Source organism: Rhizobium tropici CIAT 899, assembly GCF_000330885.1.
Lineage (GTDB): Bacteria > Pseudomonadota > Alphaproteobacteria > Rhizobiales > Rhizobiaceae > Rhizobium > Rhizobium tropici.
In genome coordinates this window covers 611,632-637,960 of record NC_020059.1, presented here as the reverse complement: position 1 = coordinate 637,960, position 26,329 = coordinate 611,632, and the positions used below count along the sequence as shown (strand labels likewise).

20 protein-coding genes are annotated in these 26,329 nt (G+C 61.0%); 5 read left to right on the top strand and 15 right to left on the bottom strand.

Features of this window, described 5'->3' with window-relative positions; genetic code table 11:
• Positions 1-27: 27 nt before the first annotated feature.
• From RTCIAT899_RS03110 to RTCIAT899_RS03085, 6 genes are all read right to left on the bottom strand, one after another.
• Positions 28-1,623 carry a GMC family oxidoreductase gene (locus RTCIAT899_RS03110; protein WP_015338769.1) on the bottom strand — a complete coding sequence of 532 codons (1,596 nt, stop codon included), beginning with the start codon at positions 1,621-1,623 and terminating at the stop codon, positions 28-30.
• Positions 1,624-1,785: 162 nt separating this feature from the next.
• Complete coding sequence (locus RTCIAT899_RS03105; protein ID WP_015338768.1) at positions 1,786-2,769, bottom strand: branched-chain amino acid ABC transporter permease; 984 nt, start codon at positions 2,767-2,769, stop codon at positions 1,786-1,788.
• 1 nt (position 2,770) lies between these two features.
• Positions 2,771-3,658, bottom strand: a complete 888-nt coding sequence (locus tag RTCIAT899_RS03100) for a branched-chain amino acid ABC transporter permease (RefSeq protein ID WP_015338767.1) — start codon at positions 3,656-3,658, stop codon at positions 2,771-2,773.
• Between the two features lie 3 nt (positions 3,659-3,661).
• Positions 3,662-4,363: an ABC transporter ATP-binding protein gene (locus RTCIAT899_RS03095; protein ID WP_015338766.1), complete on the bottom strand. Its 702-nt coding sequence runs from the start codon at positions 4,361-4,363 to the stop codon at positions 3,662-3,664.
• Between the two features lie 2 nt (positions 4,364-4,365).
• A complete protein-coding gene (locus RTCIAT899_RS03090; protein ID WP_041677210.1) occupies positions 4,366-5,148 on the bottom strand; it encodes an ABC transporter ATP-binding protein in 783 nt (260 codons plus the stop codon).
• A 14-nt stretch (positions 5,149-5,162) separates the two neighbouring features.
• The gene (locus RTCIAT899_RS03085; RefSeq protein ID WP_015338764.1) at positions 5,163-6,371 is read right to left on the bottom strand and encodes an ABC transporter substrate-binding protein; all 1,209 of its coding nucleotides are present in this window, start codon (positions 6,369-6,371) and stop codon (positions 5,163-5,165) included.
• Between the two features lie 172 nt (positions 6,372-6,543).
• Here RTCIAT899_RS03085 and RTCIAT899_RS03080 point away from each other — a divergent pair, with 172 nt between their 5' ends.
• On the top strand, positions 6,544-7,467 hold the full coding sequence (locus RTCIAT899_RS03080) for a LysR family transcriptional regulator (RefSeq protein ID WP_015338763.1): 924 nt from the start codon (positions 6,544-6,546) through the stop codon (positions 7,465-7,467).
• 14 nt (positions 7,468-7,481) lie between these two features.
• On the opposite strand, the gene galE is transcribed toward RTCIAT899_RS03080, so the two are convergent.
• The 4 genes from galE to RTCIAT899_RS03060 form a co-directional block, all read right to left on the bottom strand.
• On the bottom strand, positions 7,482-8,519 hold the full coding sequence (gene galE / locus RTCIAT899_RS03075) for a UDP-glucose 4-epimerase GalE (RefSeq protein WP_041677209.1): 1,038 nt from the start codon (positions 8,517-8,519) through the stop codon (positions 7,482-7,484).
• A 404-nt stretch (positions 8,520-8,923) separates the two neighbouring features.
• The gene (locus RTCIAT899_RS03070; protein WP_015338761.1) at positions 8,924-10,090 is read right to left on the bottom strand and encodes a pyridoxal phosphate-dependent aminotransferase; all 1,167 of its coding nucleotides are present in this window, start codon (positions 10,088-10,090) and stop codon (positions 8,924-8,926) included.
• Between the two features lie 145 nt (positions 10,091-10,235).
• A complete protein-coding gene (gene mscL / locus RTCIAT899_RS03065; RefSeq protein WP_015338760.1) occupies positions 10,236-10,661 on the bottom strand; it encodes a large conductance mechanosensitive channel protein MscL in 426 nt (141 codons plus the stop codon).
• A gap of 251 nt (positions 10,662-10,912) precedes the next feature.
• Positions 10,913-11,479: a TetR-like C-terminal domain-containing protein gene (locus RTCIAT899_RS03060; protein WP_041677208.1), complete on the bottom strand. Its 567-nt coding sequence runs from the start codon at positions 11,477-11,479 to the stop codon at positions 10,913-10,915.
• A gap of 137 nt (positions 11,480-11,616) precedes the next feature.
• Between RTCIAT899_RS03060 and RTCIAT899_RS03055 the strand changes: the two genes are divergently transcribed.
• Positions 11,617-12,849 carry an MFS transporter gene (locus tag RTCIAT899_RS03055; protein WP_015338758.1) on the top strand — a complete coding sequence of 411 codons (1,233 nt, stop codon included), beginning with the start codon at positions 11,617-11,619 and terminating at the stop codon, positions 12,847-12,849.
• Here the strand turns inward: RTCIAT899_RS03055 and RTCIAT899_RS03050 are convergent.
• The 4 genes from RTCIAT899_RS03050 to RTCIAT899_RS03035 all read right to left on the bottom strand — a co-directional run bounded on the left by RTCIAT899_RS03050 (position 12,825) and on the right by RTCIAT899_RS03035 (position 19,633).
• Positions 12,825-14,096: a hypothetical protein gene (locus tag RTCIAT899_RS03050; protein WP_015338757.1), complete on the bottom strand. Its 1,272-nt coding sequence runs from the start codon at positions 14,094-14,096 to the stop codon at positions 12,825-12,827. The genes RTCIAT899_RS03055 and RTCIAT899_RS03050 overlap by 25 nt on opposite strands.
• Positions 14,097-14,368: 272 nt before the next feature.
• Positions 14,369-16,579, bottom strand: coding sequence for a 3-hydroxyacyl-CoA dehydrogenase NAD-binding domain-containing protein (locus RTCIAT899_RS03045; protein ID WP_015338756.1), 2,211 nt, complete (start codon positions 16,577-16,579; stop codon positions 14,369-14,371).
• A gap of 13 nt (positions 16,580-16,592) precedes the next feature.
• Entirely contained in the window at positions 16,593-17,801 is a 1,209-nt protein-coding gene (locus tag RTCIAT899_RS03040) for an acetyl-CoA C-acetyltransferase (RefSeq protein WP_015338755.1), read from the bottom strand.
• A gap of 35 nt (positions 17,802-17,836) precedes the next feature.
• Complete coding sequence (locus RTCIAT899_RS03035; protein ID WP_015338754.1) at positions 17,837-19,633, bottom strand: acyl-CoA dehydrogenase C-terminal domain-containing protein; 1,797 nt, start codon at positions 19,631-19,633, stop codon at positions 17,837-17,839.
• A 482-nt stretch (positions 19,634-20,115) separates the two neighbouring features.
• On the opposite strand from RTCIAT899_RS03035, the gene RTCIAT899_RS03030 reads away from it, so the two are divergent.
• From RTCIAT899_RS03030 to RTCIAT899_RS03020, 3 genes are all read left to right on the top strand, one after another.
• Positions 20,116-23,802 (top strand): peptidoglycan-binding protein, encoded by a 3,687-nt coding sequence (locus tag RTCIAT899_RS03030; RefSeq protein WP_015338753.1) that lies wholly within the window; start codon positions 20,116-20,118, stop codon positions 23,800-23,802.
• Positions 23,803-24,088: 286 nt separating this feature from the next.
• Positions 24,089-25,012, top strand: a complete 924-nt coding sequence (locus tag RTCIAT899_RS03025; RefSeq protein ID WP_015338752.1) for a sulfite exporter TauE/SafE family protein — start codon at positions 24,089-24,091, stop codon at positions 25,010-25,012.
• Entirely contained in the window at positions 25,009-25,818 is an 810-nt protein-coding gene (locus RTCIAT899_RS03020; RefSeq protein WP_015338751.1) for a TIGR02186 family protein, read from the top strand. The genes RTCIAT899_RS03025 and RTCIAT899_RS03020 overlap by 4 nt, the downstream gene beginning before the upstream one ends.
• Here the strand turns inward: RTCIAT899_RS03020 and RTCIAT899_RS03015 are convergent, their stop codons facing one another.
• Positions 25,819-26,322, bottom strand: coding sequence for a winged helix-turn-helix transcriptional regulator (locus RTCIAT899_RS03015; RefSeq protein ID WP_015338750.1), 504 nt, complete (start codon positions 26,320-26,322; stop codon positions 25,819-25,821).
• Positions 26,323-26,329: the final 7 nt, after the last annotated feature.

Genomic DNA, 26,329 nt, shown 5'->3' with positions numbered 1-26,329 from the left:
CCCTTGCTGCCATCCATGAATAGGGCTTCATCTGTTGTCGGCAAGGATCATTTCGGCTGCCTTTTCGGCGATCATGATGGTTGGTGAATTGGTGTTGCCCGATGTGATTGATGGCATGACGGAGGCGTCGGCGATACGCAGCCTTGCCAATGCTCTGAGCCGCAAGCGGGGGTCGACAACGCTTTGCCCGTCGCCGCCCATACGGCACGTACCGACCGGATGGAAAATCGTCGTGCCGATATCGCCAGCGGCGCGCTCCAGATCGGCATCGGTCTCATAGGCCGGCCCCGGCTTGAACTCCTCCGGGCAGAACCGGGCGAAGGAGGGCTGTGCCACGATCCGCCGCGTCAGGCGAATGGAGCGCACGGCGATCTCCCGGTCGCGAGCTGCGGAAAGATAGTTGGGGCTGATGGCCGGTTGGAGGGCGAAATCGGGGCTGCGCACATGCACCGAGCCGCGGCTTTCAGGGCGGAGGTTGCATACGCTGGCGGTGATAGCGGGAAAGGGATGAACGGGATCGCCGAACCTGTCGAGCGAGACCGGCTGCACATGATATTGTAGGTCCGGTGTTTCCTTGTCCGGCCCGGAGCGGGTGAAGATGCCGAGCTGGCTAGGCGCCATCGCCATAGGGCCTGACCGGCGAACCAGATATTCGAGGCCGATCGCCGCTTTGCCGATCAGCTTCGTCGCCTTCTCGTTCAACGTGGGCACGCCGGTCACCTTGTAGGCAAGGCGAAGCTGCAGATGATCCTGCAGGTTCTCGCCGACGGACCGAACCTCGCGCACGACGTCGATGCCGGCTTTGCTCAACACCTCGCCATGGCCGATGCCTGAGAGCTCGAGAATGTGCGGCGAGCTGATGGAGCCGGCAGAGAGCACCGTTTCCTTGGTGGCATAGGCGCGCTTTGCCACGCCGTCATGCTGGAATTCGACGCCGGTCACGGCATCCCCCTCGACGATCAGCCGGCAGACCTGCGCCTTGGTATAGACGGTTAGATTGCCGCGCTTCATGGCCGGGCGCAAAAAGGCTTTCGTGGTGTTCCAGCGAATGCCGGAGCGCTGGTTGACGTCGAAATAGCCGGAACCTTCATTGTTGCCGCGATTGAAATCAGCCGTTTCGGGGATGCCGGCCTCCTTGGCGGCTGCCTGGAAGGCATCGAGCACGGCCCAGCGCACGCGCGCCTTCTCGACCCGCCATTCGCCGCCGGCGCCATGCATCTCGTCCTTGCCGCGATAGTGATCCTCGGACTTGACGAAATAGGGCAGCACATCATCCCAGCCCCAACCGGCGCAGCCGAGCTGGCGCCAGAGATCGTAATCGCGGGCCTGGCCGCGCATATAGATCATGCCGTTGATCGAGGAGCAGCCGCCGAGCACCTTTCCGCGCGGATAGTTCAGCGACCGGCCATTCAGCCCCGCTTCCGGTGACGTGGTGAAGCACCAATCGGTGCGGGGATTGTTGATGCAATAAAGGTAGCCGACCGGGATGTGGATCCAGTGGTAATTGTCATTGCCGCCGGCTTCCAGCAGCAGCACCCTGTTATTACGGTCGGCCGAAAGCCGGTTGGCCAGCACGCATCCGGCACTGCCGGCACCGATAATGATGTAGTCGAAGCGATCCATGTCCAAACTCAGTAGTTCCCTCTCCCCGCCTGCGGGGAGAGGGCTAGGGTGAGGGGCCAGGAGGTACAGCAAACCTCGGCTTCCCGATCAAACTCGAAATAGCCCCTCATCCGCCCTTCGGGCACCTTCTCCCCGCTTACGGGGAGAAGGAAAATCAAGTAGTCACCGCCGATACTCGAACCCCAGCTTCCGTCCCAGCCGCGAGGCGTAGAATTCGCCGACGACCCCACGGCGGAAGAGCAGGACGCAAACCATGAAGACGATGCCGGTGATGATGGTGACGGGGAATTCCGAAGTCGCCAGATAGTTTTCCAGCGTCGCCACGAAGCCAGCACCGAAAAGCGGGCCGATCAGCGTGCCGATGCCGCCGAGGAGCGTCATGAGGATGACCTCGCCGGACATCTGCCAGGCGACATCGGTGAGCGTCGCAAACTGGAAGACCAGCGCCTTAACCGCCCCTGCAAGCCCGGCGAGCGCCGCCGACATGACGAAGGCGCCGAGCTTGTAATGCGCGACGGAATAGCCGAGCGAGATCGCCCGCTGTTCGTTCTCGCGGATCGACTTCAGGATCATGCCGAAGGGCGAATTGATGAAACGCCAGATGATCAGCACGCCGATCAGAAACACGGCGAGGACGAAATAATACATGTTCAAAGAGTTGCTGAGGTCAAGGACGCCGAAGAGGTAGCCCCGCGGAACCGACTGAATGCCGTCCTCGCCATGGGTAAATGCCGCCTGCAGGCAGAAGAAATAGAACATGTAGGAGAGCGCCAGCGTGATCATGGCGAAATAGATGCCCTGCCGGCGGATGGCGACGAAGCCCATGACCAGGCCAAGCAGGGACGCGCCGGCGACGCCGATCAAAATGCCGAGCTCAGGCGGCAGGCCCCATTCCTTCACGGCGTGGGCGGTGAAATAGGCCGCGCCGCCGAAGAAGGTGGCATGGCCGAAGGAGAGCAGGCCGGCATAGCCGAGCAGCAGATTGAAGGCACAGGCAAACAGCGCGAAGCAGAGCACCTTCATGACGAAGATCGGGTAGATAAAGAACGGCGCCCAGATCAGGCCGACGAGGCCGACGACCAAAAGCAGCTTCTGCACGGAAAGCTTCGGACGCTCCTTGGAACTCAAGCTGATTAATCCAGCCATATCACGCCTCCCGACCGAAGAGACCTGCAGGTCTCAGAAGCAGCACAATTGCCATGATCACGAAGATGACGATATTCGAGGCTTCAGGATAGAAAACCTTGGTGAGGCCCTCGGCAATCCCAAGCATATAGCCCGTGACGATCGCGCCCATGATCGAGCCCATGCCGCCGACGACCACAACGGCGAAGACGATGATGATCATGTTCGATCCCATCAGCGGCGAGACCTGATAGATGGGCGCGGCCAGCACCCCGGCAAAGGCGGCAAGCGCCACGCCGAAACCGTAGGTGAGCGTCAGAAGCACCGGCACGTTGACGCCGAAGACCTGCACAAGTGTGGAATTTTCCGTCGCCGCGCGCAGATAGGCGCCGAGCTTGGTCTTCTCGATCAACAGCCAGGTGCCGATGCAGACGACCAGAGAGGCGATGACGACCCAGCCGCGATAGACCGGCAGGAACATGAAGCCGATATTCTTCGCGCCCGCCAGCTCCGTTGGTACAGCATAGGGCTGGCCGGAGGAACCGTAGAGATAGCGGAAGGTTCCTTCGATGGTCAGCGCCATGCCGAAGGTGAAAAGCAGCCCGTAGAGCGGATCGATCCTGTAGAGCCGGCGCAGGCAGAGCCGCTCGACCAGTGCACCGAACAGGCCGACGATCAGCGGCGCGAGAACGAGGGCCGGCCAATAGCCGATGCCGGCATAGGCAAACAAGAGATAGGCGGTGAAGGCGCCAAGCATATAGAGCGCGCCATGGGCGAAGTTGATGACCCGCAACATACCGAAGATGATCGCAAGACCGAGGCTTAGCAGCGCATAGAAGGAGCCGTTGATGAGGCCGATCAGCAATTGACCGAGAAGAGCCTGGGCGGGGATGCCGAATATCGTCGTCATGGCTCAGACCCCCAGAACCTTGTGCAGCATATCCATGCGCTCGGAGAGTTCGCCGACCGGGAATTCCGAGACCATCTGGCCGTGATCCATCACATAGAAGCGATCGGCGATGCGGCTCGCAAAGCGGAAATTCTGTTCGACGAGCAAGATGGTCATGCCGCGGCCTTTGAGCTTCTGCAGGACTTCGCCGATGCGCTGGACGATGACCGGAGCAAGCCCCTCGGTAGGCTCGTCCAGCAGCAGCATGCGGACGCCGGTGCGCAGGATGCGGGCCATGGCGAGCATCTGCTGCTCGCCGCCGGAGAGCCTGGTACCGACGCTGTTGCGCCGCTCATGCAGGTTGGGAAACAGCTCGAAGATCTCTTCGAGCGTCATGCCGCCTGCTGCGACGACCGGCGGCAGCATCAGGTTTTCATAGACGCTGAGCGTCGAGAAGATGCCGCGTTCTTCCGGCACGAAGCCGATGCCCTGATGCGCCGTCTTGTGCAGCGGCACCTGCATCATGTCCTTGCCGGCGAATGTAATTCTGCCCTTGCGGGCGCGGACGATGCCGACGATCGTGCGCAGCGTCGTCGTCTTGCCGACGCCGTTGCGGCCGAGGATGGTGATGGTCTCCCCCTCGCCCACACGCATATCGACACCGTGCAGAATATGGCTTTCGCCATACCAGGCATTGAGGCCCTGAACGTCCAAAAGCGGCGCCATCGTCAAGCTTCCTCCGTGCCCATATAGGCTTCGCGGACGCGCGGATCGCGGCTGACTGTCGCGTAATCGCCCTGGGCGAGGATCTCGCCGCGCTGCAGCACCGTGACATGATGGCAGATATCGGCAACGACGGAGAGATTGTGCTCGACCATGAGCACGGCCCTGTCGCGCGCGACATCACGGATGATGGCGGAGACCGTGTTGACATCTTCGAGCCCCATGCCGGCCATAGGCTCGTCGAGCAACAGCACTTTCGGGTCGAGCGCAAGCGTGGTCGCGATCTCCAGCACACGCTTGCGGCCATAGGAAAGATCGGCGGCGATGGCATCGCGTTCCTTCGATAGACCGACGGAGGCAATGAGCTGTTCGGCTCGGGCATTGAGGCTGTCGAGGGCCGACAGCGGCCGCCAGAACTGGTGGGCGAGATTGTTCGGCCGCTGCAAGGCGACGCGGACATTGTCCAGCACCGTCAGATGCGGGAAGACGGCGGAAATCTGGAAGGAGCGCACAAGGCCCATGCGCGCGACCTTGTCAGGTCTCGTCTTGGTAATATCGGTGCCGAGCAGCGTGATGGTCCCATGCGTCGGCTGCAGGAACTTGGTGAGCAGGTTGAACACCGTCGTCTTGCCCGCGCCGTTCGGGCCGATCAGCGCGTGGACCTGGGCATGATGTACGTCGAGATCGACATTCTTGACAGCAGTGAAGCCGCCGAAATCGCGGCGCAGTCCCCGGGCGGACAAAACCACCCGGGGCTCTTCATGCGGATGTGTCGCGGACATCGCCATAAGCTGGTCGAGCCCTATTGCTTGACGAGGTCGCAGCCGCTCTTGGCCGGATCGATATAAGCTTCCTTGCCAGGGATCGTCGCCAGCACGTTGAAGTAATCCCACGGCTCCTTGCTCTCCTCAGGCTTCTTCACCTGAAGCAGATACATGTCGTGAATCATGCGGCCGTTGGCGCCGACCGTACCGCCGCGACCGAAGAAATCATCAACAGGCATCTCATGCAACTGCTTGGCAACGGCGTCGGTATCGTCAGTGCCGGCCTTCTGCACCGCCTTCAGATACTGCATCACGGCGGAATAAGTGCCGGCATGGATCATGTTCGGCATCTTGCCGGTACGGGCGAAGAAGCGCTTGCCGAACTCGCGGCTCTTGTCGTCGAGGTTCCAGTAATAGCCTTCCGTCAGCGTGAGGCCTTGTGCCGCCTGCAGGCCGAGGCCATGAACTTCGGCGAGCGTGAAGAGCAGCGCCGCCAGATGCTGGCCACCCTGGGTGATGCCGAATTCCGAGGCCTGCTTGATGGCATTCGAGGTGTCGAGGCCGGCATTGGCAAGGCCGATCACCTTGGCGCCGGACGACTGGGCCTGCAGCAGGAAGGAGGAAAAGTCATTGGTCGACAGCGGATGGCGGACGGAGCCGAGCACCTTACCGCCGCTTGCCTTGACGAAATCGCTGGTCTGCTGCTCGAGCGAATAGCCAAAAGCATAGTCCGCCGTCAGGAAGAACCATGTGTCGCCGCCCTGCTTGACGAGCGCGCCGCCGGTGCCGACGGCGAGAGCATGCGTGTCATAGGCCCAATGGAAGCCATAGGGCGAGCATTGCTTGCCGGTGAGATCGGTGGTCGCAGCACCCGTGACGATATCGATCTTCTTCTTTTCCTTGCCGACCGCCTGCACGGCGAGCGCGACCGAAGAGGTCGTCAGCTCCATGATGGCATCGACCTTGTCCTGGTCATACCATTGGCGGGCGATGTTGGAGGCGATATCGGGCTTGTTCTGGTGGTCGGCATCGACGATTTCGATCGGCACGCCGAGAACCTTGCCGCCGAAATCCTCGGCGGCCATCTTGGCGGCCGCTACCGATGATTTCCCGCCGAAATCCGCATAGACGCCGGACTGGTCGTTGAGGATGCCGATCTTGACGACACCATCGGACGGGCCGGCGGCGAAAGCAGCAGTGCTGGCTGCAAGCAGAAATGCAAGGGATGCAATAAGACTCTTTCGCATATCCTCTCCTCCCAGAGATTTGGCAAAAACGAATCTGTTCAAAATTGGCTAGCCGCTTTCCTCAAAACGGCTTTTCCCAAGCGCCAAGATCACGGAATTCGCGCGTTGACGCAAGTCGCGATTGCAATTAATTCCAAACAAGGTCTGTTCATTTTTGAACAGAGGAGGAAGCATGAAGCGCACGCCGCACTTTACCTGGGACGATCTGCAGTTCTTCCTTGCCGTTGCGCGAACGGGGCAGCTTTCCACGGCGGCACGACAATTGCGCAGCAGCCATGCCACGGTCTCACGCCGTATCGACCGGCTGGAATTCGCCTTGAAGGTCAAGCTCTTCGAACGCAATCCACGCGGTTACATGCTGACGAGCATGGGACAGCGCTTCGTCGATACGGCCGAGCATATGGAGCAGGAGACGGAACGTCTTCGCGCCGATCTGTCTGCGGGATCGGCAGCACAACGGGGTGTCGTGCGCATCAGTGCGCCGGAGGGTTTTTCCAACTTCTTCTTCACCGGCGTCCTGCCGGAATTCACTGCGAAGCACCCAAACATTTCACTCGAGCTGATCACCATCCAGCAGATCATGTCGCTCTCGCGCAAGGAGGCCGATATCGTCGTGGTGCTCGACCCGCCGAAGGCCGGCCCCTACTTCACCGAGAAGCTCACCGACTATCATCTCCAGGTCTACGGATCGCGTGACTACCTCGCCCGCCATCCGCCGATCGAAAGCCGCGATGACCTGCCGGACTTCGCCTTTATCGGTTATATCGAGGATATGATTTTTGCGCCGGGCCTGGATTATCTCGATGACGTCCATCCGCGCATCAGGCCGCAATTCCAGAGCTCGAGCATCTTTGCTCAGCTGACGGCGACCAAGAATGGCCAGGGGCTCTGCGTACTGCCGTTCTTCATTGCCGGCAAGCACCCCGATCTGCAGGTGGTCCTGCCGCATGAGGTGGATCTCAGGCGCCACTACTGGATTACATGCCATCGCGACCTGCGCCAATCGCCACGCGTGCGCACCGTCATCGATTTTCTCGCGGAAGCCGTGCGCAAGAATGCGCCGGCCTTTCTTGGTCCCTGGAGACGGGAAAGCTGAGATCGTCAGTCGCGTTATAGCGTGCTTGGAGCGGCGTAGACCCTGCTGACGCCCGCCGCATCGAAGCCCGCACGTTCGGCAAGGCGAAGCTCCCAATCCAGCGACGAGCGCACGATCATTTCCAGATCGTTGTATTTCGGCGTCCATCCCAATTCGCGACGAGCAAGCGTCGCATCGGCGACGATACTGGCCATATCGCCGGCGCGCCGGGGAGCGATGTGGATGCGGAAGGCGCGGCCATAGACGCGCATGACCATGTTGAGCACGTCCAGAACCGAATATCCCTGGCCGTAGCCGCAATTGGCAACCAGTGAGCGGCCGTCTTCGCGCAGATGCCGCAATGCCATCAGATGCGCCTCGACGAGATCACTGACGTGGATATAGTCGCGAACGCCGGTGCCGTCATGCGTCGCATAATCAGTGCCGTAGATATCGACCTGACCGCGGCGGCCGAGGGCGGCCTCGCAGGCGACCTTGATGAGGTGGGTCGCGCCGTTGGTCGATTGCCCTGCCCGCCCCTCGGGATCGGCGCCGGCCACGTTGAAATAACGCAGCGCTACATAGCGGAAATCATAAGCAACAGCGGCATCGCGCAGCATCAGCTCGGACATCAGCTTGGATTGACCATAGGGGGATTCAGGCCGCAGCGGCGCATCTTCGCCGACCGGCCTGTCCGCCGGCTGCTGGCCATAAACAGCGGCGGTGGACGAAAAGACGAAATGGCGGATGCCGGCCCTGATGGCGGCGCTCATGAGAATGCGGGTCTTGCCGGTGTTGTTCTCATAATAGGCAAGTGGATCCTCGATCGACACCGGAACAACCGCCGAACCGGCAAAATGAATGATGGCCTCTATATTATTCTCGGCGAAAATCTGATGCAGGAGCGCTTCATCGGCGATATCGCCGAGATAGAAGCGGGCAGCCGGCGGAACGGCCCAGCGAAAGCCCGTAGAGAGACGATCGAGGACAACCACGTCCTCTCCCGCGTCCAGCAATCTCCAGACCATGTGGCTGCCGATATAACCGGCCCCGCCCGTCACCAAGACAGTCATTCCTCGCGTCCCCGCCAAGTCTTATCGACACCATATGAGGCCGCTTCTCCTGCGAAATTGATTAAAAGCGGGTGGTGCGGCGGGAAAGATTGCGGGGATGGTTAGGGTGGGCTTTCGCGGATCGATTGCATTTTATGGATTGGGAGAATTGCGCGCTGCGGAGAGTGTTCACCCCCCTCTATCCCTTTCGGGACATCTCCCCCACAAGGGAGGAGATTGGTAACCCGCAGCACCGACCTACCTCAAACCAACTTTGTATTCGCAGTGGCTGAATCGCATTACTCGGAGCGGCTGCAAACTCCAAACGATCTCCCCCCTTGTGGGGGAGATGTCGCGAAAGCGACAGAGGGGGGTATCAGGACTAGCCAAGTCGAAAGCTGCCAGCTGCAGCACACAGGCCACTCCTACAACCCCAAAATATACTTGCTCAACCGCTCCGCAGCATCCGCCACCTGCACCGGATCGCGCAGGAAGCACGCACGCATGAACAGCTCGCCGCCTAGCCCGAAAGCCGTCCCAGGCGCGAGACCGACACCGGTCTTGTCGACGATGTCGATGGCGGCCTTGCGGCTGTCGGTCACGCCATCGATCTTCAGGAAGGAATAGAGCGCACCATCCGGCTTCAGCGTCTGCACGCGATTGGTAGCAATCAGCGCGTCGCAGAGGATATCGCGCGAGCGAGTGGCCTTCTCGATATTGGAGCGGACGAAATCATCGCCCTCGTTCAGCGCTGCAACCGCGCCCTTCTGCATGAATTGCGCGACGCCGGAGGTCGAATACTGCACGAGGTTTTCGATCACCTGTCCGAGCTCTGCAGGTGCGACGATCCAGCCGACACGCCAACCGGTCATCGACCAGTTCTTCGAGAAGGAATTGACGAAGAGGATCTTGTCGTCCGCTTCCTTGACATCGAGGAAGCTCGGCGCGCGGCCGCCGGCATAGTAGTAGAGCGCATAGATTTCGTCGGCCATGATCCAGAGATCGTGCTTGCGCGCCAAGGCGAGAATATCGCTGAGATCCTGGTGGGTCGCCGTCCAGCCCGTCGGGTTGGACGGGGTATTGATGAACAGGCCCTTGGTCTTGGGCGTGATCGCCGCTTCCAGCCGATCGAGATCGAGCGACCATTTACCGTGCTCGAATTGTAAGGGTACGGCGACGGAGCGGGCGCCTGCGATCTCGAGCGCGGCAGCGATGTTCGGCCAGGCTGGGGAGAGATAAACCATCTCGTCGCCGGGAGCGGTGATGGCCTGCACGGATAGCTGGATCGCCTGCATGCCGGAGCCGACGACATAGAAGTTCTCCATCGGCAGCGAGGTACCGAAATGCCGGCCATAATAATCGGCGAGCGCCTGGCGCAGTTCCGGAATGCCGCGCTGCCAGGTGTAGAAGGTCTCGCCGGCGTTGAGCGAGGCCATGGCGGCGCGATTGATGAAATCCGGCGTCGGCAGGTCGCCCTCGCCGACCCAAAGCGGCAGCAGGCCCTCACGGCCGCGGGCATAATTGACCACTTCGACGATCCCGCTTTCAGGTGCTGCAAGCGCGCGCGGGCTGAGGCTATCTAGTATCGACATGCAAAGTCTCCGGTTTCCGCCTTCATAAAGCAGAGCGGCGGACAAATCCCATGACTTTGCCTTAGTGACCAATCGATTTTGGTGATGAATAAAGCCCCAGTCCTCGCATGGACCGGGGCTTGCAAAAAAAGTCGAGCAAAGCGGGTCAGCGCTTGGCGAGAAGGTCGCGGATTTCCGTCAGCAACTGGACATCGGCCGGCGGCGGTGCCGCTTCGGCGACCTTCTCATCCTTACGCTCGACTTGCGAGCGCAGCGCGTTGACGCCCTTGACCATCAGGAAGATGATCCAGGCGAGAATGAGGAAATTGATGAGGACGGTGATGAAACTGCCGTAGGCAAGAACCGCGCCCTGGGCACGGGCCGCAGCGAGCGTCGGTGCGTTGACACCTGAGGCGAGGCCGATGAAATAGTTCGAAAAATCGAAACCGCCGAAAATCGCGCCGACGATCGGCATGATGATATCGTCAACCAGCGATTTCACGATCCCGCCGAAAGCGCCGCCGATGATCACGCCGACCGCAAGGTCCATGACGTTGCCTTTAGCGATAAATGCCTTGAATTCATTAAGCATTGAGCAGTCCCCTTCGCGTTGCCGTTGAATTCACTATCGGTAATTAGCACCATCTTTTTCCTTATTTTTCAATAGGAAATTGACCCGGTGGCTTGTCCAGGCATGCATATCCCATGATAATTTCGCCACATAAGCAACTTAGGGGTGCGTAAATTCTGCAACTTGTTCGTCAGTTGCGAGCAACCAAGCCGAAGCCGCTGGATGTAGCTCAGGGGATCTCGGGTGAGTCATTCGGCATTGTCGGTTGTGCTTCAAGCGCTGACCGCCCTTTGCGGCATTACCTTCGCAACGAGTTTTCGAACATAGTCGGGATCGGGCGCCTGGTCGAAGAGGATGCGATAGATGATCGGTGAGATGACGTGATCCATCAGCTCCACCAGGGCCGGAAAGGGCTCGCCAGTTGCCTCCGCCCGCGCAATAAATACGCTCAGTTGATAGCGCGTATAGGTGCCGCATTTCACTGCACTTACGCTGTCGGGCACCGCGAGAACATCGCGCAGCAGTTGCCGTCCGACGCCGGAGGCCATTTCATCCGCATATTGCTCGACCCAGGCCTCCAGGTCCTCCCGGGCGCTGCCGATCCTGGCGGGCTCGCCTTCGGGCTGCAGGCGCGAGGCGGCAACATCCGCCAAAAGCTTTTGAAGGTCGCCCCAGCGGCGGTAGATCGTCGACGGCGTGACATTGGCACGCTGCGCGATCAGGGGGATCGTTACATCAGCGCGATCCATGGTTGCCAGCATATCGCGGACGGATTGATGCACGGCCGCCTGCACTCTGGCGCTGCGCCCGCCGGGGCGGGGATTTTCTCGATAGCCCATAAGCCCTTGCCAATTTTTCCCGTTTTGCGGATCGCGAATGACCAAAGGCATCCACTAACGCAAATTATTTGCTTTTATACGCCAGGCACCCTATATCCGCCTAACGCAATCTTTTAGCTTTAGGTAGGATATAGTCGATGACCGAACTCGATTCCACCGCCAGCGCTCGGATTTCACCCGCCAGACGCCTGGCGCCGTTCTATTATGCCGCAACCAGCGCCTTGTTTTTGGCCGCCTCATCCGCACCGACGCCTCTCTACCGCCTTTATCAGCAGGCCTTCGCCTTCTCGCCGGTGTTGCTCACGGTGATCTTCGCCGTCTACGCCTTCTCCCTTCTCGCCGCACTGCTCATCGTTGGCTCGATTTCGGACCATCTCGGGCGCCGACCGGTGATCTTCACATCGATCCTCCTCAATATGGTGGCCACAGCGCTGTTTTTAATGGCTCGAGGTCCGGATTGGCTGATTGCCGCCCGCATCGTGCAGGGCTTTGCGACGGGCACTGCCATCAGTTCGATCGGTGCCGCCCTTGTCGATCTCGATCCGATCAGGGGATCGATCACCAACAGTCTTGCCCCGCTTGCCGGCATGGCGATCGGCGCGATAGGCACGAGCCTGCTGATCCAGTTCGCGCCGGCTCCGACCGTGCTTGTCTATGTCGTGACACTTGCCCTGCTGACGCTACAAGCCGCGCTGCTATGGATGGTGCCGGAAACAACGAGCCGACGGCCCGGCGTATTCGCATCGCTGAAGCCGGAAGTCGCCGTTCCCAGGCAGGCACGCCGGACGCTGCTGGCGCTGACGCCGATCAATATTGCCGTCTGGGCGCTTGCCGGCTTCTATCTGTCGCTGGTGCCCTCGCTGGTCAGCGCGACGACCGGCAGCACGGCGCCACTGGTCGGCGGCTCCGTGGTCGGGGCATTGACGATCAGCGGTGCGGCGGCGGTGTTCCTGCTGCGTAAGCGATCCGCCGCCATGATCATGAAGTTCGGCATACCAACCATGAGCCTCGGCATACTGACCATCATCGCCGGCATGCATGCGGCTGAAGTGTCGATCCTGGCCCTCGGAACTCTGATTGCCGGCTCGGGCTTCGGGGCAGCTTTTCTCGGCACGGTAAGAAGCATCATGCCGCTGGCCAAACCCGATGAACGCGCCGGGCTGCTGTCGGCCTTCTACATCCAGAGCTACCTTGCCTTCAGCGTCCCAGCTATCCTCGCCGGCTTTCTGTCAAAGGCGCTCGGCTTTGCCGAAGCCGCCGACATCTACGCGGCGGCGATCCTTCTGCTTATCGGCTGGGGCGTCGTTGCGTTGAGGGCGGGGCATGAGAAAGCGGTTGAGCGAGGTCAAGCCGGGCAACGCAGCCAATAGCGCTTGAAGACTTCGATACCAGTGCCGTACGGCTCACGCGTCTTGCCCCACGCGCTGGTCGCGCTTTCCACCAAAGTATCCTCGTCAACGGGAACAAGATTAACCGGCAACGCTGACGACAAAGCCGCCCGACGATACCACGCAATAGCCTCCTTTCGCTGCCGCTCAGCGATGACGCTTGTCCCCCCGACAGGCGGAACATGGAAACGTTCTGCATGCTGCTTCACGTCCAGCATCGGACCGTGAAGTGGTATGCGCAAAAGCTCGCGATCGCCCGCAAGCTGCAGTTCAAACTCATCCTGCGCCGCTGGCACCGGACGGTCTTCCGAAGAGGAGGTATCTGCAACATGCGCCGTCAGGATCGGCAGGGGCTGATGCTCCGCCTTCATTTCGATACGGCGGATGTGGCAGAGATCCGAGACCGTTCTGTTCCTGATATCGGACCGGGAGAGTTCGTCGACTATTGTCCAAGCACCTTGCATTTTCTGCATGAAAGGTACCGATCCATCCGCGCCATAGGATAGAAACGCGGCCTGTGCTGTCATTCTTTTCTTCATCGTATTCACGAGCTGAATATTTCGCGCGTTTCTCGCGCTATCTTCCGGGTCGCTGAGGCATCTCACCCAGAAACTCATCCTGGAAGGTTCTGCCGTGTTTGTAATGACGACGACATCATTACTGAGCGGCAAGATGCCTCCCTCTTGAACACTCCTTTGCATCAGCAGTCCGCGCTGGAGTGCCATCGCTGCGTCCGTGGATTTATCGAGACCGAGCCGTTGCATCTCATCTTGAACGTTGGATATCCAATAGAAATTGCCGCCACCTGTCAGACGCAGCTCAAACCGACTTGAGCCCTCCCGGCCGATCCAGCCGTCAAAGATCGAATTGCCCGAGCGAGGTTGGTTGAAATGCGTTCTTATACCCGCGCACAGCATTTTCGGAGCGTCTGCGGGAACATCGTCGGGATAGAAATCCGGCGGTATATTGGCCCAATCGCCGGGCAGTATCTTGAAGATGGTTTGCGGATTCAAATCCGGGCCGATATCCAACGCCTGCATCAGCCCATCGGTGATCGCTTGCAGGCGCGCGCCGGCACTCAGCTCAGCTGGCTTGGAGGGCGCGATCGCTGCATCCTGAGCCAGGAGCGGCGATGACAAGAACGCCCCGTAGGCCGGCCATGCCAGTATGGCAAGGGCGACATGGCCCCACCGCCCAGTCAAAAACATCCAGACTGCTTTCAGCGACATCTATCGACCTATCATTGTTGCGATGATGAAGACTACCAGCCGCCGAGCTTGACAATACAGCCTCTCTGCGTAGCGGCAGTGCCGATATCCACAACCATGAGCGGTTCAGCGCCCTCAAGCATCACTCTGGAAGAGGTGACCTTCCAGTTCGATTTCCAACGGTTCGCGACATCGTCTGATTGGAGCCGATCAGCCGCACGCAATGGCAAACAAAAAGGCCGCTCCCGACAGGGGCGCGGCCCGTTATTGGTCGTCAGTAACAACCTATTGTCTTACGCGGCTTTCGCGGCGCGGTAGGGATCGAAGCGCCCGTAGAAGGTCTCACCCTTCGCGGCCATGTCCTTCAGCAGCGCGGTCGGCTGGAAATGCGGGCCGTAGGCAGCTGTCAGCTTTTCGCAGAGTTCCACGAAAGCCTTCACGCCCATGCCGTCGATGTAGGACAGCGCGCCGCCGGTATAGGGCGCAAAGCCGAAGCCGAGGATGGAGCCAACATCGGCCTCGCGCGGATCGGTGACGATGCCTTCTTCAATGGTGCGGGCAGCCTCCAGTGCGATGGTCACGAGGAAGCGCTGCTTCAGCACGTTGACATCGACCTCGTCGGCCTTCTTCTGCGGATAGAGATCCTTGAGGCCCGGCCATAGCGACTTCTTCGCCGGCTTCGGCGGATAGTCGTAAAACCCCTTGGAGTTTTTTCGGCCCAGGCGTCCCTCACGCTCCACGAGACCGGTGACGAGCTGCATATGACGCGGATCGACAGCCTTCTCGCCGAGATCGGCGACTGTCGCCTTCAGGATCTTGTAGGAGAGGTCGATGGCGACTTCGTCGTTCAGCGCCAGAGGCCCGACGGGCATGCCGGCCATCTTGGCGGCATTCTCGATCATCGCAGCCGGCACGCCTTCGATCAGCATGTCATAGGCTTCGTGGATGTAGCGGAAGACACAGCGATTGACGAAGAAGCCGCGCGTGTCGTTGACGACGATCGGCGTCTTCTTGATGGCCGCGACGTAATCGAGCGCGACGGCCAGCGCATGATCGCCGGTCTCCTTGCCGAGGATGACTTCGGTCAGCATCATCTTCTCCACAGGCGAGAAGAAGTGGACGCCGATGAAATCGGCCGGGCGCTTGGAATTCTTGGCAAGGCCTGTGATCGGTAGAGTCGAGGTGTTGGAGGCGAAGACGGCGCCGGCCGGCAGCACGGCCTCGACGGCCTCGATGACGGCCTTCTTGACTTCGCGATCCTCGAACACCGCTTCGATGACGAGATCGGCATCCTTGAGATCGGAATAATCGGCCGAAGGCGTGATGCGGGAGAGCAGAGCCGCGCCCTCATCCTGCGTCAGCCTTCCCTTACCGATCGAATCCTTGACCAGCCCTTCGCCGACGCCCTTGCCCTTCGTCGCGGCTTCGATGTCGCGGTCGATGAGCGTGACGGGAATGCCCGCGGCGGCGGTGACATAGGCGATGGACGCACCCATGAAGCCGGCGCCGACGACACCGACCTTCTTGAGCTCCGTCTTCGGCTGGCCGGTCGGGCGGCGCGCGCCCTTGCCGAGTTCCTGCATGGAGATGAACAGCGAGCGGATCATCGAATAGGCTTCGGTGGTCTGCAGCACATGCGTGAAATAGCGCTGCTCGATCTTCAGGCCGGTATCGAAGGGAACCTGCAGGCCTTCATAGACGCATTTGAGAATGGCGAGCGCAGCGGGATAGTTGCCCGAGGTCTCGCGGCGCAGGATGGCAGGCGCTGCCGGCCAGAGCTGGGCTGCGGCCGGCGTCCAGATGCCGCCGCCCGGCGCCTTGAAGCCCTTTTCATCCCAGAGTGCCACAGGCTTCAAGCCATCCTTGATCATCTGCTTGGCGGCCGGGATCAGCTGATCCGGCTCGACCACCTGATGCAAGAGGTTCATCGCCTTGGCGCGTGCTGCCGTCAGCGACTGGCCCGTCGTCATCATCTGCAGTGCGGACTGAGCATCCGTCAGGCGCGCGATGCGCTGCGTGCCGCCGGCACCGGGGAAGATGCCGACCTTGACCTCGGGCAGCGCGATCTTGACGCCCTTGGCGCTGGAAGCGACACGGCCATGGCAGGCGAGCGACAGCTCGAAAGCGCCGCCCATGCAGGTGCCGTTGATCGCCGAAACCCACGGCTTGCCGCAGGTCTCGAGCTTGCGGAAGAGGCCAGTCATGCGTCCCACAAGATCGAAGAGCTTCTTCGTGGCAGCGGCCGGGTCTTTCGCCTTTTCCTCCTGATAGAAAGAGAACATCGACTTGATCATCGACAGATCGGCACCGCCGGAGAAGGAGGACTTGCCAGAGGTGAAGACCACGCCCTTGACGGCCGCATCGGCGACGGTCGCGTCGATGATGGCGTTCAGCTCTTCCAGGATCTCGGCGGTGAAGACGTTCATCGACTTGCCGGGCATGTCCCAGGTGACGAGCGCGATGCCGTCTGCGTCGGTTTCGACGGTGAAATTCGTGTAAGCCATTGGTTTCCCCTCCTCAGACGCGTTCGACGATCGTGGCGGTGCCCATGCCGGCGCCGATGCAGAGTGTTACGAGCGCTGTGTTGAGATCGCGGCGTTCCAGCTCGTCCAGCACGGTGCCAAGGATCATCGCGCCGGTTGCGCCGAGCGGATGGCCCATGGCAATCGCGCCGCCGTTGACGTTGATCTTGTCGTGCGGAATATCGAAAGCCTGCATGTAGCGTAGCACGACGGCAGCGAAAGCTTCGTTGAGCTCAAAGAGATCGATGTCGGCGAGCGTCAGGCCGCTGCGCTTCAACAGCTTTTCGGTGACGTCAACCGGGCCGGTCAGCATCAGCGCCGGGTCGGAGCCGATATTGGCGAAGGCCTTGATACGGCCGCGCGGCTTCAGGCCCATGCTCTCACCGCCCGCCTTGGAGCCGAGCAGCACGGCAGCGGCACCATCGACGATGCCCGAGGAATTGCCGGCATGGTGAACGTAGTTGATACGCTCGATCTCGGGATGCGCCTGAATGCCGACGGCCTCGAAGCCGCCCATTTCGCCCGGGAGCTGGAAGGATGGGTTGAGCGAGGCGAGCGCCTGCATGTCGGTGCCGGGACGCATGTGCTCGTCGCGGTCGAGAATGGTCAGGCCGTTGATATCCTTCACCGGAATGACCGAATTCTTGAAGTAGCCCTTTTCCCAGGCATTGGCGGCGCGCTTCTGGCTTTCGACGGCATAGGCATCGACGTCATCACGCGAGAAGCCGTATTTGGTGGCGATGAGATCGGCCGATACGCCCTGCGGCATGAAATAGGCCGGGAAATTGACGGAGGGATCCATGAACCAGGCACCGCCGGACATGCCCAAGCCGACGCGCGACATGCTTTCGACACCGCCGGCAATGACGATATCGTCAGCCCCTTGAGCGATCTTCGCCGCACCGAAATTCACGGCATCGAGGCCGGAGGCGCAGAAGCGGGAAATCTGCATGCCAGGCGCTTTGGTGGAATAGCCGGCCTCGAAGGCGGCACCCCTCGGGATAACCGCACCCGCTTCCATGACCGGATCGACGCAGCCCATGATGATGTCGTCAACCGTTGCGGTATCGAGACCGTTGCGATCGCGGAGCGCCTCGAGCGTCTTGGCAGCAAGGCGCACGGACGGCACTTCATGCAGCGACCCATCCTTCTTGCCGCGCCCGCGCGGCGTGCGCACGTGGTCGTAAATGAAAACCTCGGTCATATCTCATCTCCCTGCGGCAGCTAACGCCGCCTTGCTCAAAAGGCTTCCGCCGCCAGTTCCATCATCGTATCGGCGCCGGTTTCGATGCGGGCCTTGCGCAATGCCGTTTCCGGCATGATGCGCTCCATGTAGAACCGCGCAGTGACAAGCTTGTTCTTCAGATAATCCTCGCGCGCGCTGTCGCCAGCCGCAAGGCCTGCTTGAGCCGCCTTGGCCATCTTCGCCCACATGTAGCCGAGGACGACGAGGCCGAAGAGGTGCATGTAGTCGGTCGAGCCGGCGCCGGCATTGTCGGGCTTTGCCATGGCGTTCTGCATGAACCACATGGTCGCGGCCTGCACGTCGTTCAAGCCCTTCTTCAGATGCTTGGTGTAGAAGGCCATCTGTTCGTCGTTGCGGTTTTCCTCGCAGAAATCGCCGATTTCCTTGAACAGCGCCATGACGGCGCGGCCGCCGTTCAGCGCCAGCTTGCGGCCGACGAGATCGAGCGCCTGAATGCCGTTGGCGCCCTCATAGATCATGGTGATGCGGGCATCGCGGACATACTGGCTCATGCCGTGCTCTTCGATGTAGCCATGGCCGCCGAAGACCTGCTGCGCCATGACGGCATGCTCGAAGCCCTTGTCGGTCAGGACGCCCTTGAGGATCGGCGTCGCGAGGCCAAGGATATCGTCGGCTGCCTGGCGGTCCTTCTCGTCGGGAGAGCGATGGGCGATATCGGATTTCAGCGCCGTCCAGAGCAGGAAAGCACGGCCCGCCTCGTTGAAGGCGCGGATGGTCATCAGGGAGCGGCGGATATCCGGATGGACGATGATCGGGTCAGCCTTCTTGTCCGGCGCCTTCGGGCCGGAGAGCGAGCGGCCCTGGATGCGCTCGCGGGCATAGTTGGCGGCATTCTGATAGGCGATCTCGGCGATGGAAAGGCCCTGCAGGCCAACGCCGAGGCGCGCCTCGTTCATCATGACGAACATGGCATTGAGGCCCTTGTTCTCTGCACCAATCAGGAAGCCGGTCGCCTCATCATAATTCATGACGCAGGTGGCGTTGCCGTGGATGCCCATCTTGTGCTCGATCGCGCCGCAGGACACCGGGTTGCGGTCGCCGAGAGAACCGTCTTCCTTGACGAGGAATTTCGGCACGATGAACAGCGAAATGCCCTTGGTTCCCTCAGGCGCGCCTTCGATGCGAGCAAGAACGAGATGGACGATATTGTCCGTCATATCGTGCTCGCCGGCCGAGATGAAGATCTTCTGGCCTGAGATCTTGTAGCTGCCGTCACCTTGCGGAACTGCCTTGGTGCGCAGCAGGCCGAGATCGGTGCCACAATGCGGTTCGGTGAGGTTCATGGTGCCGGACCAGCTGCCCTCGACCAATTTCGGCAAGTAAGTCTGCTTCTGCGCATCGGTGCCATGGACAAGGATCGCTGCGATCGCGCCCTGGGTGAGGCCCGGATACATCATCAGCGACATGTTGGCGGCCGAGGTATATTCGCCGACGGCGCAGTGCAGCACGTAGGGAAGCCCCTGCCCGCCGAACTCCTCCGGCACGGCGAGACCCAGCCAGCCGCCTTCCCGATAGGCGCGATAGGCCTCCTTGAAGCCCTTCGGCGTCGAGACCGTGCCATCGTCATGACGTACGCAACCTTCCTGATCGCCGGAATAGTTGAGCGGGAAAAGCACCTCTTCCGACAGCTTGGCCGCCTCGCCGACGATCGCCTCGATCATATCGGGCGTGGCATCGGCATAACCGGGAAGATTGTTGTAGCGCTCCAGCCCGAGCACATCGTTCAGGACGAAGAGCGTATCGTTCACCGGGGCCTTGTAGACTGGCATTTCTCGAATTCCTCCAATTCGCCGCCGGACCTTGAGATTCCGGCCACTGTCATACTCTTACAAAATATTGACGTTTGCGTAAACGTCAAATTCGTGTCTCGCGGTGAAATTTTGGTGAAGCCGGTGAGGAAGAGCATTCCGCATATCGCCGATACGCTCCCCTCCCGCTAAGCAACCGGGCACTGCCTGCGCGCAAGAATATCAGGTCGCGGGACAGCAGAACCAAAATAAAAGGTTAAGACATCAGACAAACTTAACGAGTTGTTTACCACGTTTCGTAAATTGTACGAGTTGAGCAGCAGTGCTTCGGGTTTCTTCAACTTATGCTTGGAAATCGCGCTGTCTTTGCCGCTCTGTTTGAGGAAAGCCAATACATTTATCCCTTTCCGAAAGACGGATGCAGACAGCGCGGCGATATAGCAACGTCTTCTTCCGTCAGCATGACGGCCCGGGGTGGTCCATAGTTCAAGGCGAGCAAAGATATGAGCGGATCGCGATCAAATCCTACCGGTACGGGCGACTGGACGTCGCTGGATGCTCTGAGCCGCACGATCGAGGGGCTGGAAGCACGCATCGAAGGGCTGATGGGAACCGCCGCCGCGCGCGATACGCGCCAGCGCGTCGCTGCGGGCTATGCGCCGGCCCCCGAACGAGCCGCCCCGGAGCGGATGCCGCCCCGCCCCGAACGCGAACAATATGCCAGCCGCGCTTACGAGCGCCCGCTGCGCAACGAACGCCATGAGAGCGATCTCCGACCCGATCCGCTTGCCGAGATCCGTCAACGCCAGCGCACGCTGGAAGCAAACCGCGAACGTCTGCAGCCACGGCGCGAGGAAATCTCGCACGCAGAACCGCAGCCGGCCCGGCGACCGATCGACAGTCATGCGCAGCGCCAGCCGATGCGGGCTGCAGCCGCCGACGCACCGGTCGATATCGCTCAGGCGCTCGTCAACCTCCGCCAGGATCTGAAGCGCGACATCGCCGACAGCGTGAGCCGCGAAGTCGCCGCCTTGCGTGCCGAAATCCGCGATATTCGCGAAAACGCCGAGGACAAGCATTTTGTCGCCGATGTCCGCCAGGACATGGCCAGGCTTGCCGACAGTATCAACCAGCTCGCCGGTCAGCCGGAAACCGCCGGGCTGAAAGCCGAATTCGATGAGCTGCGCTCGCTGATGGACGGCCTTGCCCGCGAGGAATCCCTGCATCACGTCGAGCGCCAGGTGAAGGCGATCGACACGTCGGGCCTGCAGGACGAGCTCGTCTCGCTTGCCTACCGCCTCGATGACATCAAACAGCATCTCGGCGGCATGAACGACAGCCCGGCCGTACATGCGCTGGAAAACAAGCTTTTGACGATCGCGACCGCGATGGAGAGCCTCGGCTCCATGATGCAGCCGCAGGACCAGGCCATGCAACGACTGGAAGGCCGCCTCAGCGGTCTTGCCGACCAGATCGACCTGATGAGCCGCGATACTGCCGGCCGGCGTCAGCCTGCCGACGATCTTTCCGGTCGCCTCGAAGCGCTCGCCATGCGCATCGACGAGCTCGGCAGCGCCAAGGCTGTCGCCCGCCTCGAGGAGCGGCTGGACCAGCTTTCGCACTTGATGGAACGTTCGCAGAAGGCCGCGCCGCAGCCCGAACTCGTTACCTATCTCGCCGACATCTCCCACAAGATCGATGCGCTGGAACATGGGTCTATCGGCAACGTACTGGCCGACCGGCTGGATTATCTCGCTCGCCGCATCGACGAGATCGATTTCCATCCGCCCGCTCCGGCAGCAAGCCTCGACGACAGCATGGCGCGCCGCCTCGAAGGCCGCCTCTCCGACATCGCAGCCCGGCTGGAAGCAAGCACCGCCGCACCGCCGACGGATACGCAGGCACTGCGCAGTCTCGAAGAGCAGATCGCCCATCTCTCGACATTGCTGACGAACGAGCCCCGGGCCGTCGCCAATCATCTGCCGCCGGATTTCGACCGCCGGATGAGCGCGATCGAAGACTACATGGCGACCAATGATGAATACATTATCGAAGCGGCCCGCCATGCGGCGGAAACCGTCATCGAGGCCTATTCCCGCGAAGGCGGAATGGTGAACGGTTCGCAAGGAGCCGACATGTCGGCTTTGGCGGCTCTTGCGGACGATCTTCGTCATCTTGAGGACCTCAGCCGCGCCACCGACGAGCGGACGCATCGCACCTTTGAGGCTCTGCATGACACGCTGCTGCAAATCGCCGACCGTCTCGATCATATGGAACAGCGCAAGCCTGCGCCCGCAATGCCGGCCGCAGCGTTCGAAAGCGACGTTTTCGCCGAGGAGGATGCTCCAGGCCTGAAGCCGCCCATGGCGGCGCAGCAGAAGACAGGTCCTATCATCCGCACGGTTGCGCCAGCAGAATCCTCGGTCTCCGGCGAAGTCGCCGTCGCACAGGCGATCGACGCCAATACGAAGGCCGAAATCAAGGCAGCCGTGAAGAAGAGCGGCAAGTCCAGCCTGTTCGCGAGCCTCGGAAAGCGTTTCTTTACGCCGGAAAAGGCCGAGCCGATCTTTCCGCCGGACCGTCCGGTCATCGAACAGGCGCCGTCGATCGATCCCGCCGACGTGATGCCCGGCGAAGAGGTCAACGAACTGCTGGAGCCGGGTTCCGGCGCACCCGATATCAAGAAGATCCTTGAGCGCGTGCGCGCCAGCCAAAATACGTCGCGCAGCGGAAACACGCGTCAGCCGACCGAAAACGAACGGGCCGATTACATCGCAGCCGCCCGCCGCGCCGCGCAGGCCGCTGCCATGGAAGTCGACCAGACGCAACGCTCTGCCCCTGCTTCCAGGAAAGACGCCAAAAAGGGCGGCGCGTTCTCGCGCTTCCGCCGGCCGATCCTGCTTGCATTGGGCGCCGTCATGCTCGCCATCATGGCCTATCCGCTGGCAAACACGTTGACACGCGGCCAGAAAGCGCCGGCACCGGCTCAAGTATCGACGACGGTCGCGCCCGCCGATAGCGCCATAACCAATACCGTCGCTGCCAATACGAACCCGGCCGCCAGCAATCAGCAGCCTGCCGCAAATCAGGCCGCCGCACCCTCGGTATCCACGGCGCAGACGGCGGAAGTCCAGCCCGCACCCACGGCCAGCGATCCCGTCGCCGCGTCAGCAAATGATCACCTGACGGCAGCGACCCCGCTCGACGGCAACCAGACGGCAAGCGAAGAGCTGGCGCCTGCCGCCAGCGCACCGGCACAGCAAGCCGCCGCCTTCGTTCAGACCGAGAATACGGCCGCCGCAACTCCCGTCGCCACGCCGGCAGCGCCTGATATCGCCGTGCCAGACGGTATCCAGCCGCCATCGCTCGTTGCGGCCGCAAAATCGGCCGATCCCGTCGCGCTCTTCTCAATCGGCGCACGCTACACGGATGGCCGCGGCGTTGCTGCCGATATGAAGCAGGCTGCGAGCTGGTATCAGCTTTCGGCAGACAAGGGTTATGCCCCGGCACAGTACCGCCTCGCCAGCATGTATGAGAAAGGCAATGGCGTCGATCGCGACCTCGTCAAGGCCAAGCAATATTATGAGCAGGCCGCCAATCAGGGCAACGCCAGCGCCATGCACAATCTCGCTGTTCTCTACGCCTCCGGTACTGCCGGCCCGCAGGACTATAACAGCGCGGCGAACTGGTTTATCCGTGCCGCCGATCTTGGCGTCTCCGACAGCCAGTTCAACCTCGCGATCCTCTATGCACGCGGCAACGGCGTGAAACAGGACCTGCAGGAATCCTACAAGTGGTTTGCTATCGCCGCAAAGAGCGGCGACAAGGACGCCGCCCAGAAGCGCGACGAAGTCGCCAACGCCATGAAGCCGGCCGATCTGGAAAACGCCCGCGCCAAGGTCGACCTCTGGAAGGTGCAGCCGGCCGATCCAAAGGCCAATGGCACGAACATTCCTGATGAATGGACCACCGGCAAGGGTGTGAACACGGCCTCGATCGATATGAAGAAGGCGATCCGCAACATTCAGGCCATTCTCAACAAGAATGGCTTCGATGCCGGTTCGCCCGACGGCGCCATGGGTGACAAGACGGTAGCTGCCCTGAAGAGCTTCCAGAAATCCGTCGGTCTGCCGGCGGATGGACGGGTCACCGATCAGGTGGTCAAGGAACTGCTCGCCCGCAATAAGTAGTTCGGGATTTCGTGCGAAAGCGATCAAACGACATGCCGGCGTCAGCACGCCGGCATCTTGTTTAGGACGCTCAAGGCTGCCGCATCCCTGCCGGTGCGCGCCATTCCGCTATACAGCGTCACAGAAAAGTGGAAAAAGCCGGGTTAGTGTGAAATCCGGCCATTCGAAAACCGTGGCAGCGCCGCCTTTCCTAAGGCTCTGGCAATGATTTCGGATTAGAATCCGCCGTTTAAGGGGAAATAGGCTTCGGTCACCGCGCCGAAAAGCCTGCAAATGGGAACAAGGCGTGACGATCTATCTGCCGATCGCAGAATTGTCAGTGAATATTTTCATTATTCTCGGCATGGGGGCAGCCGTAGGGTTTCTCTCCGGCATGTTCGGTGTCGGCGGCGGTTTTCTCATCACGCCTCTTCTGATTTTCTACAATATCCCGCCTGTTGTTGCCGTCGCCACCGGTTCCAATCAGGTGGTCGCCTCCTCCGTCTCGGGCGCACTCAGCCATTTTCGCCGCGGCTCGCTCGACCTGAAACTTGGCTCGATCCTGCTGGCCGGCGGTCTGGCGGGGGCGACCTTCGGCCTCTGGCTATTCGTACTGTTGCGCAGGCTCGGCCAGATCGACCTGATCATCTCGCTGATCTACGTGATTCTCCTCGGCACGGTGGGCTCGCTGATGCTGTGGGAAAGCGTGCGGGCCATGCGTCGCGCGGCCGGCAAGCTGCCCCCAACAACCGGCAAACCGCGCCATCATAACTGGGTGCAACGGCTGCCGTTGAAACTCCGCTTCAAGAAATCCAAGCTCTATCTCAGCGCCATTCCGGTCATCGGCCTCGGCTTCTTCGTCGGTATGCTGACGCCGATGGGTATCGGCGGCGGCTTCATCCTTGTGCCCGCCATGATCTATCTGCTGCGCGTGCCGACAAACGTCGTTGTCGGCACCTCGCTGTTTCAGGTCATTTTCGTGACGGCCTTCACGACAATCGTCCAGGCCGCGACGAACTATTCCGTCGATATCATCCTGGCCTTCCTCTTGATGGTGGCGGGCGTCATCGGCGCGCAATACGGCGTTCGCGTCGGCCAGAAATTGCGCGGCGAGCAACTGCGCGCGCTCCTTGGCCTCCTCGTCCTGGCCGTCGGCCTTCGCCTCGTCGTTACTCTCGTGGTGACGCCGGCGGACGTTTACTCCGTCGTGATGGAAGGAGTGAGCCGATGAGAGGATTCGGACTGCTTCTTGCTACCGCATTGCTGCTCGCTCCGTTCACCACGCAGGCGCAGGTGCTGCTCGATCAGCCGACGACCTCGACCACGGCGCGGGAGACGATGGAGATCGGCACGTCGACGAGCGAGATTGCCATTACCTCGGACTTCACCGGCGCCGATCTGACGATTTTCGGCGCGCTCTCAAACACCGACCAGCTGCTGCTGGCCATCGGCCAATACGATATCGTCGTCGTGCTGGAGGGCCCGCGCGAGAATGCTACGGTACGCCGGAAAGAGCGCGTCTTCGGCATATGGGTCAACACCCGCTCGATGACGTTCGAGCATGTGCCGGAAGCCTATTCGCTCTCCAGCACGCGCGCGGTCGACAATATCACCACGCCACTCGAACTCAGCGACCGCGGTATCGGCGTCGATCATATTCCGCTGACGCCGGTCGGCTTTGTCGGCAATGTCGGCGATGTTCCGGAATTCCGTAATGCCTTCCGGCGCCTGCAAAGGACAGGTGGGCTCTATGAAAGCGATCCTGCCGGCGTGCGCTTCGTCAGCTCCTCGCTCTTCAAGGCAACGCTCAGGGTTCCCGCCGACGTGCCGAACGGGGTGCATATGGTGCGCGCCTATCTCTTCAAGAGCGGCAAGTTCCTGAGTGAGAAATCGCTGCCGTTGCGGGTCATCAAGACGGGAATAGAGCAGACGATCACGGATGCGGCGCATCAGCGGCCGATCACCTATGGCATTGTTTCCGTGCTGCTGGCCCTCGTCACCGGCTGGAGCGCAAGTTTCATCTTCCGGAAGAACTGATCAGCCGGTTTTCCGCCGATTGACGACTTCGAGATAGGCTTCGGTCAACCGACCAAGCACCGATGGCGTGTCCGGAGGCAACACCTTGCCGAGATGCCTGGCACGCAGCTCGTCCATGAAATCATCCCAGAGCTTCTGGCCGCCATTTTCCAGCAGCTCTGCCCGGATCGACAGCTCTTCGGACACCGGAAGATGCTTGCGGCCCCAGGCGCCCATATGCGCAAAGAGCGGCACGAGGTCGATCGCCATTTCCGTCAGGCTGTAGATAGCCTTCTGCTTATGCGTCGGATCATCCTCGCGGGTCAACAAGCCGCGCTCCACCAGCCGCTTCAGCCGGTCTGCGAGGATGTTGGAAGCAATCCCCTCCTGCGACTTCTGCAGCAGTTCACGAAAATGCCGGCGATTGCCGAACATGATGTCGCGGATGACGATCAGGCTCCAGCGGTCGCCGAGAATTTCCAGCGTCAGATTGATCGGGCAGCCGGAACGATGCAGCGCGTCCATAATGATC